Raw genomic sequence first — 5,237 nt, 5'->3', positions numbered from 1 at the left:
CGCCCGCTTCGGCGAGATCGAGCAGCGCGGCATGGCGTTGACGGCCAAGGGGCGCACCCTCTATGACCGCCTGTTGACCACGGCCCGGACCCGTTCCGCGGGGCTCGATAATCGCGCCCATCAGCAGACACTGTCCGAGGTATTCGACGAGTTTCCCGATGGCGAGGCGCAGCTGCGCCGCGAAGGGCTGGCCTTCTTCGACTATCTGCTCACCGACTATCTGCCCACCGACAAGGGGCGCGAGGAGGGCGCAGAGCGCGACGAGGACGAGGGGTTGGAAGCCCTGATCGCCCAGGGACTGGTCAGCGCTCGGCCGATCACCTACGAGGATTTCCTGCCGGTGAGTGCGGCGGGTATCTTCCAGTCGAATCTGGGGGGCGACAGTCATGAAACCTATGCCGGCAATGCCAACCGTGATGCCTTCGAAGCGGCGCTGGGCGCATCCGTGACCGATGAGATCGAGTTATACAGGGCCCTTGAAAGGCGTTCGATCAAGCGGGTACGCGAGCGCCTGTCCGAAAAATCCCAGCTGGAAGTTGATGGCTAGGAGTTGATGGCTAGGGCTAGGGTTTGCCCGCTCGACATGTCCAGGGTCAAGGAGACTGACCAAGGAGCGATAGACGAATGAATCCCTTCCCCTTGGAAGAGCGCCTGTTCGAGGTGCTGCGCGACGGTGACTGGCCAAGCCCCGCCCAGGCGTGGCGCCTCGACGAGGCGGGGCTGACGGCCCCTGCGCTGGTGGAGCTGTTCGAGTCCCAGGTGCTCAGCCGCCAGCTGGATCTGCATGCCCGGCGCCTGCAGGCGCGCGGCGAGGCCTTCTACACCATCGGCAGCTCCGGTCACGAGGGCAACGCGGCGATCGCCGCGGCGTTTCGCGTCACGGATCCGGCGTTTCTGCACTATCGCGACGCGGCCTTCCTGCTCCAGCGCAGCAAGCAGCTGCCCGGGCAGACGTCGACCTACGACATGCTGCTGAGCTTCGTCGCCTCCAGCGCGGACCCAGTCTCCGGCGGCCGTCACAAGGTGCTGGGCTCCAAGGCGCTCAACGTGCCGCCCCAGACCAGCACCATCGCCTCCCATCCGCCCAAGGCGGTAGGCGCTGCCCATAGTCTCGGCCTGTGGCGTCGCCTGCGCGGTTCGGGTGAGTGGCCCGCCGACAGCGTGGTGCTGTGCAGCTTCGGCGATGCCTCCTTCAACCATTCGACCACCCAGGGGGCGCTCAACGCGGCGGCCTGGGCGGCCTACCAGGGCGCGCCGATGCCCCTGGTCATGGTCTGCGAAGACAACGGCATCGGCATCTCCATGCCGACCCCCGCCGGCTGGATCGAGCAGAGCATGCGCGGCCGCCCGGGCTTTCACTACATCAGCTGCGATGGGCTCGATCTGCTCGATACCTACCGCGCCGCTCGCGAGGCGGAACGCCTGGCGCGGCGCCTCAAGCAGCCGGTGTTCCTGCACATGCACTGCGTGCGCCTGATGGGTCACGCCGGCTCCGACGCTCAGCAGGCCTATCTGTCGGCGAAGCAGATCAAGGCCGCCGAGGCCTGCGATCCGCTGCTGTACAGCGCCGGCCTGCTGCTGCGCCATGGCGTGCTCGATGCCGAGGCCATTCAGGCGCTTTATCACCATATCGGCGAACGGGTCGCCCGGGTCGCGGAAGCGGCCATCCGACAGCCCAAGCTGGAAAGCGCCGAGGCGGTGATGGCCTCCATCGTGCCGCCGTCGCGGCCCAGTCGCCGCCGGTCTGTCAAGAGCGATGTAGACGAGACGCCGGCCACCATGGCGCGGCTGCTCAGCCAGACCCTGTATCGGCTGATGGCGGAATATCCGCATCTGGTCATGGCCGGGGAGGACATCGGCCGCAAGGGCGGCGTCTACGGCGTGACTCAGCGCCTACAGGCCAAGTACGGCGCCTATCGCATCATCGATACCCTGCTCGACGAACAGAGCATTCTGGGGCTGGGCATCGGCCTGGCCCAGAACGGCTTCGTGCCCATCGTCGAGATCCAGTTCCTGGCCTACCTGCACAACGCCGAAGACCAGCTGCGCGGCGAGGCCGCCACCCTGAGCTTCTTCTCCCAGGGGCAGTACACCAACCCCATGGTGATACGCATCGCCGGGCTGGGCTATCAGAAGGGCTTCGGCGGCCACTTCCACAACGACAACGCCCTGGCGGTGCTGCGCGATATTCCCGGCCTGCTGGTGGCCTGTCCGTCGAACGCCGCAGACGCGGTGGGGCTCTTGCAGGAGGCGGTGCGCCTGGCGGACGAGGAACAGCGCATCGTGGTGATGCTCGAACCCATCGCCCTGTATCACTGCCGTGATCTCATCGAGGAAGGCGATCAGCGGTGGAGCTTCGCCGATCCCGGCCCCGAGCATCGCCTACCGGTGGGAGCGCTGGGCCAGTGGGGCGAAGGGCGCGATCTGGCGATCGTCACCTACGGCAACGGGGCCTATCTGGCGCATCAGGCCCGGGAACGGCTCGAGGCGCAGGGCATCCGACTTCGCATCATCGACCTGCGCTGGCTGACGGCGCTGGATCATGACGAGATTCATCGTCGGGTCGCCGACTGCACCCAGGTATTGTGCGTGGACGAATGCCGGCGCAGCGGCTCGCCCAGCGAGGAGATCATCACCGGCCTGGTGGAGCGGGGCGTGGAATCACACCGCCTGCACCGCCTGACCGCTGAGGACAGCTTCATTCCCCTGGGACCGGCGGCGACGGTCACGCTGCCGTCGGTCGCGGCGATCGTCAAGCGCGCCGAGGGTCTCGTACCCAGGCAGATCGCCTCTGAACGCACAGCAACAGGGAGCCGGATCTCATGAGCGAGCCGACCCAGCCAAAGGAACGCCTGCTGATCGTCTGCCCCGGGCGGGGCACCTACAACCAGGCGGAATGGGGCTCCCTGACCCGCCATGCCGCCGGGAGCGAGTGGCTTTCGCGCTTCGATGCGCTGCGCCGCGAGCAGGATCAGCCCACCCTGAGCGAACTCGACGGCGAAACCCCGTTTCGCCTGAGCGTGCATGGCCGCGGCGATCACGCCTCGCCGCTGATCTACGCCTGCGCCCTGGCGGACGCGCTGGCCATCGACCGGGAGCGTTACGAGATCTGTGCCGTGACCGGCAACTCCATGGGCTGGTACATCGCCCTGGCCCTCGGCGGCGCCCTAGCCCAGGACGACGCCTTCACGCTGATCAACACCATGGGCCATCTGATGCAGACCACCCTCAACGGCGGTCAGCTGCTCTATCCCTGGGTCGACGACCAGTGGCGTCCCCAGCCCGAGCGGCGCCGGGAACTGCTGGCGCTGATCGAGACACTGCATGGCCAGAGCGGCAGCGAGCTTTACCTCTCCATCGACCTCGGCGGCATGCTGGTGTTCGGCGGCAACGAGGCCGGCCTCAAGCGGCTCGGTGAGGAACTGCCGCCCATGGAGCGTTTCCCCATGCGCCTGCATCAGCACGCGGCCTTTCATACGCCGATGCAGGAAGAGGTGAAGGCCGAGGCCAGAACATGCCTGCCGGCGACGCCGTTCGGCGCCCCCGAGGTGCCGCTGATCGACGGCCGCGGCAAGCTCTGGACCCCCTGGAGCACCGACCCCGGAGCGCTGTGGGACTACACTCTGGGCGAGCAGCTGGTGACGCCCTACGACTTCACCACCGCCCTCAAGGTGAGCGTGCGCGAGTTCGCCCCGGACCGCATCGTCATTCCTGGCCCCGGCGCTACCCTCGGCGGCGCCGTCGCCCAGGCGCTGATCCAGCTCAACTGGTGGGGTCTCGACAGCAAGGAGGCGTTTCAGGCCATGCAGCAGGACGATCCGAGGCTGATCAGCATGGGGGTCGAGGAGCAGAGGGAGTGGTTGGCGGGGTAAGGATAAGGGCGTTAGAGGCGCACCATATGTTTCGGTTACAAGAACGAGAGGCTGATGGGAAAATACTCGAAGCTGAGGCAGAAAATTCTTGTAGGTGGAGCGGATAGTAACATCGAGTTCCCCGCGCTCTGTCAGTTGCTGATCCGCCTTGGTTTTGATGAAAGGGTCAAGGGTGGTCATCACATTCTTACGCTGTATGGCGTCGACGAGATCATCAATCTACAGCCCAAGGGGAGCGGTAGTTGTCAAGGAATCTGTCGGTGTGCCCTGAAGGCTGAGCACCAGGATGGTGTCAGCCATGCTGTACCTGTGATGAGGGAAGGCCCCTCGGATTCGCCGATCAGGCGGTGATTCCAAACCACCCTGAGCTGCTGGCGTAAAGAGCGTCGGTGGTGAGCGTCAGAGGAAAAGGCGAGGCAAGACCTCGTTAGGTATGGATGGCGGAGACGAACGCAAGTGAGCCACCGACGAAGTGTCGAAAATTGCGACCGATATCAAAACCAGGGTCTCGACATTGCTCTGGGACAAGTCAGGCAGCAACCTGAGCGTGGGCCTGATGGTATCCGGCATAGAGGTGGCGTGACCGTCATTCAGGCGCAGGTACGGAACAGGGGAACCTGTCACGTCGATGCCAAGGGAGCGATTCAATCAGCGACCCTGAGAGGATCTGAGTACCAATGCGACGTACAATGCGTAGTAGTGAAGAAGGCCCTGTAATGGGGCTGGAGCGAAGGCATGGCCTTATCCCGCCGGAAAGTGGGGGCAACTGTGCGACAGGATGACCCTCGCCAGACGGCAAAACCCTTCGAGATACCCAAGCGGACGCTTTGGGAGGCGTGGAAGCGGGTGGCAGCCAACAACGGTGCGCCAGGCGTCGACAGGGAAAGCATCACGGCCTTCAAAGAAAAGCTGGGTCCCAATTTGTACAAGTTGTGGAATCGCATGAGTTCGGGTAGCTACCATCCCGCACCGGTCCGCCAAGTTTTGATACCCAAGGGAGAAGGGCAGTTCAGGCCCCTGGGAATCCCGACGGTCGGAGACCGTGTGGCGCAGATGGCGGTCAAGATGATCCTGGAACCAAGGCTCGAACGAAACTTTCATACCTCCTCATTTGGCTATCGCCCACGTCGTGGAGCCCACCAGGCAGTGATGCAAGCTCGACGAAACTGTTGGCGTTATGACTGGGTGCTGGATCTGGACATGAAGGCATTTTTCGATACTATCGATCATGATCTTCTGATGCGTGCCGTGGAAAAGCACGTACCTGAAAGGTGGATTCGGCTCTACATTCGTCGGTGGTTGACGGCCCCAGTGGTTCTTGAGGACGGAAGTCGACAGGAACGAGACCGGGGAACCCCGCAAGGG

At 64.3% G+C, this 5,237-nt stretch carries 5 protein-coding genes; all 5 read left to right on the top strand.

The genetic code is table 11. From position 1 onward, the window contains the following. On the top strand, positions 1-547 hold a 547-nt coding region (locus ACESMD_RS13500), incomplete at its 5' end, for a 2-oxoadipate dioxygenase/decarboxylase family protein (RefSeq protein WP_372613999.1). Positions 548-624: 77 nt separating this feature from the next. Beyond that, positions 625-2,826, top strand: a complete 2,202-nt coding sequence (locus ACESMD_RS13495; RefSeq protein ID WP_372613997.1) for a thiamine pyrophosphate-dependent enzyme — start codon at positions 625-627, stop codon at positions 2,824-2,826. Continuing rightward, positions 2,823-3,872: an ACP S-malonyltransferase gene (locus tag ACESMD_RS13490; RefSeq protein ID WP_372613995.1), complete on the top strand. Its 1,050-nt coding sequence runs from the start codon at positions 2,823-2,825 to the stop codon at positions 3,870-3,872. Before ACESMD_RS13495 ends, ACESMD_RS13490 begins: the two co-directional genes overlap by 4 nt. 54 nt (positions 3,873-3,926) lie before the next feature. Continuing rightward, positions 3,927-4,223, top strand: coding sequence for a hypothetical protein (locus tag ACESMD_RS13485; protein WP_372613993.1), 297 nt, complete (start codon positions 3,927-3,929; stop codon positions 4,221-4,223). A gap of 384 nt (positions 4,224-4,607) precedes the next feature. Then, on the top strand, positions 4,608-5,237 hold a 630-nt coding region (locus ACESMD_RS13480; RefSeq protein ID WP_372613991.1), incomplete at its 3' end, for a reverse transcriptase domain-containing protein.

It is taken from the genome of Halomonas sp., assembly GCF_041689495.1.
Lineage (GTDB): Bacteria > Pseudomonadota > Gammaproteobacteria > Pseudomonadales > Halomonadaceae > Halomonas.
The sequence above is the reverse complement of the archived record's forward strand: the minus strand, read 5'-3'. Positions and strand labels throughout refer to the sequence as shown.

Bases quoted from the DNA above. Each gene is read 5' to 3' on its own strand.
- ACESMD_RS13495 (WP_372613997.1), top strand. From the start codon at position 625: ATGAATCCCTTCCCCTTGGAAGAGCGCCTGTTCGAGGTGCTGCGCGAC.
- ACESMD_RS13490 (WP_372613995.1), top strand. From the start codon at position 2,823: ATGAGCGAGCCGACCCAGCCAAAGGAACGCCTGCTGATCGTCTGCCCC.
- ACESMD_RS13485 (WP_372613993.1), top strand. From the start codon at position 3,927: ATGGGAAAATACTCGAAGCTGAGGCAGAAAATTCTTGTAGGTGGAGCG.